Below are 4786 nucleotides of genomic sequence, written 5' to 3'. Positions count from 1 at the left end.
AATAAATGTACGCGCATAAAATTAGCCAAATTGAAATTACTATCTGAGGACCGAACAAACAATGGACGACCTTCTTCAAAGTGAGTAATGTGTTCACCAGAAAGATAACCATAAGCCAATAGACCGCCGCCATCCGGATCTCCTTGAAGTGCCGAGTTATAAAGAGTTCCGTACAATGTGTTCATGTCCATTTCCGTACCCATTACTTTTGAGAATTCATGAAACAAACCAACCCATGCATTGAGATCTGAAGAACAGTTGTTGGAATGCGCCATAGCTACCAGATTACCGGTAGGTGTGGTTACAAGATCAATCTCTGAATATACTTTAGATAGTTCCTTTTCCAGAACCACCATTGCAAATACAGATGTTCCCGCAGAAACATTTCCAGTACGCTTTGCTACGCTGTTTGTTGCAACCATGCCAGTTCCTGCATCCCCTTCCGGAGGACATAGCGGAGTACCAGCCTTCAGCTCCCCGGTTCTATCCAGAATCTTTGCTCCTTCCTCTGTAAGTACGCCTGCGTTTTCACCCGCTACCATAACTTTAGGCAGGATATCACCGAGTTTCCATGGCAGGTTCCTTTGTGCAGCCAAGTCATTAAATTGACTGATCATTGATTGATTATAATTTTTCGTATTCAAATCAATCGGAAATACACCGGAGGCTTCACCTACTCCTAAAACTTTTTCTCCTGTCAATTTCCAATGGATATAACCAGCTAGAGTGGTCTGGAAGTTGATGTCTGAAATATGTTCTTCCTGATTCAACAGTGCTTGATACAAATGGGCAATACTCCATCTTTGCGGAACTTGATAGTTAAACAGTTCTGTCAATTCTTTTGAAGCCTGTTCAGTGATATTATTTCGCCAGGTACGAAAAGGGACCAGCAGCTCTCCCTCTTTGTCGAAAGCCATATAGCCGTGCATCATCGCACTAACCCCGATTGATCCAACTGTTTGTAATGTAATTCCATATGTATGTTTCACCTCACCAGCCATCTTTTGATAGCTGTCTTGAACACCCTTCCAAATTTCTTCTAAGCTATATGTCCAGATATTGTTGACATAGCTATTTTCCCAATCATGACTGCCGGATGCGATCGGAATATTGTCTTTTCCAATCAGAACTGCTTTAATTCGAGTTGATCCAAGTTCTATGCCAAGTGCTGTTTCGCCGCTTTGAATTGTATATTTCACACCAAGACTCATGTAATCCCCCCAAGGGTGTTATATTTAATTCCATATTTTAGAAAAAATCCCCCTTTCAGTAATCGTCTACCTAAAGGGGAACATATTTTACAGTCAATCGCCTTCTGTTTTCATCCTATAAAACTCTTTACCTATTGATACAGCTTCCAAGTCAGCTCAGCAATACGCAACTCATTCCTGAACACATATGGCTTTGTGTCAGCAGCAATTATCGCACATTCAATACCTGCCATCTCAGCCCAATCTTGTAATTGTTCAGATGTAATTTCATATGAGAAAACAGTATGATGTGCCCCCCCGCCAAAAATCCATGCTTCAGCAGAGTCCCTTAGTGATGGCTGCGGCTTCCACAATACTCTTGCTACTGGTAGATTTGGCATCTCTTTTTCCACTCTTACGGCCTCAACTTCATTTACAAGTAATCTAAAGCGATGCCCTAAATCGATAACAGAGAAGTTTACAGCTTTTCCAGGACGGCTGTTAAATACCATTCGTGCTGGATCATCTTTTCCACCGATACCCAGCGGGTGTACTTCAATCATTGGTTTTGTTTCTGCAATCGTTGGGCAAATCTCTAACATATGAGAACCTAGTACCATTTCATTTCCAGGTTCCATATGATACGTGTAATCCTCCATAAATGACGTCCCTTGATTATCAGCCATGATTTTCATAATACGTAAAAGAGCCGCCGTCTTCCAGTCCCCTTCACCAGCAAATCCATAACCATCTTCCATAAGGCGCTGAACTGCAAGTCCCGGCAATTGGTTCATTCCGTGTAAGTCTTCAAACGTTGTTGTAAACGCAGTATAACCGCCTTCTTCCAAGAAGGCTCTCATACCAAGCTCAATACGTGCTTGGTATCGAATTGATTCGCGAACCGGTCCAGATTCTTTACCCTCCGCTGCAAAATCATATTTTTCCTCATACTCTGCTACTAATCGATCAACATCCTCTTCAGAGAACTCATTCATACTAGCAACAAGATCACCGATACCATAACCATTAACAGTCCATCCGAATTTTATTTGTGCTTCAACCTTATCTCCTTCAGTAACTGCAACCCGGCGCATGTTGTCACCAAATCGAGCTACTTTTAAATTCTTACTTTCATTAAATGCAACTGCCGTTCTCATCCAAGTTGCAATTCGATCCAGTGTATCATTATCCTGCCAATGGCCAACCACAACCTTCCGTGCAATTCCCATTCTTGCCCCAATAAAACCATACTCACGATCACCATGTGCCGCTTGGTTCAGGTTCATGAAGTCCATATCAATTTCATTCCACGGAATGTCCCGATTGTATTGTGTATGTAAATGCAGTAAAGGCTTCTTTAACTCAGAAAGTCCGGCAATCCACATTTTTGCAGGTGAAAATGTATGCATCCATGTAATAATCCCCCCACAATTATCATCAGCGTTTGCCTCGATCATCACTTTACGAATTTCTTCTGCGGTTTTTACAACAGGCTTATAGACAATTTTCGAATGAGCACCGTTACCTTGATTCAACCCATTTGCCATTTCTTGAGAGTGTTCAGCTACTTCCTCTAACGTCTCTTGTCCATATAAATGCTGACTTCCCGTCACAAACCAAAATTCAAAAGGCTTTACTTTTAACATACTTTCATCCTCCTTTTAACTAAGCTTGTCATGTTAATGTTTCTCTTTTACTTTTTATCCTGGCCATAATATGCATGTGCCCCATGCTTTCTTAGAAAATGCTTATCTAGCAAATGTTGATCCATTGATTTAGTTTCAGGAATTATTTGATAGGTCCATAATGCCATTTTAGCTACTTCCTCTAATACCACCGCGTTATGAACAGCTTCCTGCGCATCCTTTCCCCATGCAAAAGGAGCATGACTGTAAACAAGAACCCCTGGGATTTGTGTTGGATCCAGTTTTTCTTTTTCAAATGTTTCTACAATGACAACTCCTGTTTCATGTTCATAGTTGCCTTGAATCTCTTCTTTTGTCATGGGACGAGTACATGGAATTTCACCATAAAAGTAATCAGCCTGAGTTGTGCCGAGTGCAGGTATCCCTTTTCCTGCTTGCGCCCAGCTTGTTGCTTGCGGGGAATGAGTATGGACAATTCCTCCGATTCCTGGAAATGATTTATATAATTGTACATGTGTTGGTGTATCAGAAGATGGCTTTAACTGACCTTCCACAATATTTCCTTCCAAGTCGACAACAACCATATCTTCTAATTTCAAGTCTTCATAGTCGACTCCACTTGGTTTAATTACTACTAAATTTGTTTCGCGATCAATAGCACTAACATTTCCCCAAGTAAATGTCACTAAGTTATACTTTGGCAATGCTTGGTTCGCTTCTAATACTTGCTGCTTTAAATTCTCCAACATGTTCGTACAACCCCCTTCAAAAACACCATGGGATTCGCAGCTCCCATGGCAGTTGTTTTACAATTATTTACCAGCCCTATTTTTATTGTATACATCAAAACCTACGGCTAGTAAAAGTACCAAACCTTTAATAGCTTGCTGCCAATCAATACCGATACCGATTAATGACATACCATTGTTCATGACACCCATTACCAGACCACCGACAATCGCACCAATTATCGTACCAACACCACCGGCCATTGAAGCACCACCGATAAATACAGCGGCGATTGCGTCTAACTCAAGCATGTTACCTGCAGCTGGTGTTGCTGAGTTTAAGCGAGCAGCAAACATCAAACCAGCTAATGCTGCAATGATACCGTTGTTTACAAATACCCAGAATACAACGCGTTTTGTTTTTATACCTGATAAATCTGCGGCTTTTTTGTTACCGCCGGTTGCATAAATGTAGCGGCCCATTACTGTATTTTTCATAATAAAAGTGTAAATAACGATAAGGGCAAATACGATCACCAATACAATTGGAATACCTTTGTTTAGCGCTAACTGATAAGTAAACCAGTTAATAACAAAGACTAATAGTGCTAATTTTGTTATCGTAATCCAGAGCGGCAAAACTTCCAAGTTGTTTTGCAATTGTGTTTTCCGCTTACTATACTCTACATAAATTAATACAAGTGATAGTATCACAGATAATATTATTGATAGAATATGGAAGTCCCCTGCTCCAATGTTAGGCAGGAAGCCGCTGCTTAATTTACCAAAGGAATCAGGGAATGGTGCTAATGACTTACCATCCAATAAATACAGAGTCAATCCACGGAAAATTAACATCCCGGCTAATGTGACGATAAAGGATGGAATTCCAACATAGGCGATCCAAAATCCTTGCCAAACACCAATCAATGCACCTACAAGAATTGATAAAATAATGGCTAACCAAACCGGTACATTGTTATTGATCATCAATACCCCAGCGATAGCACCGACAAATGCAACGACAGAACCAACGGATAGGTCAATGTTTCCGGTAATAATAACTAGAACCATCCCAACAGCTAATACTAAAATAAACCCATTTTGCAGGATTAAATTGGTTAAGTTCAGTGGTTTAAATGTAATCCCGTCTGTTAATATCAAAAATAGCCCAGTAATGAATACCAGTGCAATGATCATTCCATATTCGCGTATATTGTTT

The 4786-nt window shown here is 40.5% G+C and carries 4 protein-coding genes; all 4 read right to left on the bottom strand.

All coding sequences use genetic code 11. From position 1 onward, the window contains the following. Window positions 1–1211: xylulokinase (locus tag HP456_RS20005; RefSeq protein WP_172254374.1), on the bottom strand; the 1211-nt coding region annotated here is incomplete at its 3' end. Between the two features lie 131 nt (window positions 1212–1342). Next, window positions 1343–2836, bottom strand: coding sequence for an L-arabinose isomerase (gene araA / locus HP456_RS20000; RefSeq protein WP_172254372.1), 1494 nt, complete (start codon window positions 2834–2836; stop codon window positions 1343–1345). Window positions 2837–2883: 47 nt separating this feature from the next. Further along, entirely contained in the window at window positions 2884–3585 is a 702-nt protein-coding gene (araD, locus tag HP456_RS19995) for an L-ribulose-5-phosphate 4-epimerase (protein ID WP_172254370.1), read from the bottom strand. A 63-nt stretch (window positions 3586–3648) separates the two neighbouring features. Further along, window positions 3649–4786: multiple monosaccharide ABC transporter permease (gene mmsB, locus HP456_RS19990; RefSeq protein ID WP_172254368.1), on the bottom strand; the 1138-nt coding region annotated here is incomplete at its 5' end.

Source organism: Bacillus haikouensis, from assembly GCF_013179555.1.
Classification (GTDB): Bacteria; Bacillota; Bacilli; order Bacillales; family Bacillaceae_B; genus Rossellomorea; species Rossellomorea haikouensis_A.
Note: the sequence above shows the minus strand (reverse complement) of the source record. Positions and strands in the feature narration are given on the sequence as shown.

Coding starts and splice junctions, on each gene's coding strand:
- araA (WP_172254372.1), bottom strand. CDS start 2,836: ATGTTAAAAGTAAAGCCTTTTGAATTTTGGTTTGTGACGGGAAGTCAG.
- araD (WP_172254370.1), bottom strand. CDS start 3,585: ATGTTGGAGAATTTAAAGCAGCAAGTATTAGAAGCGAACCAAGCATTG.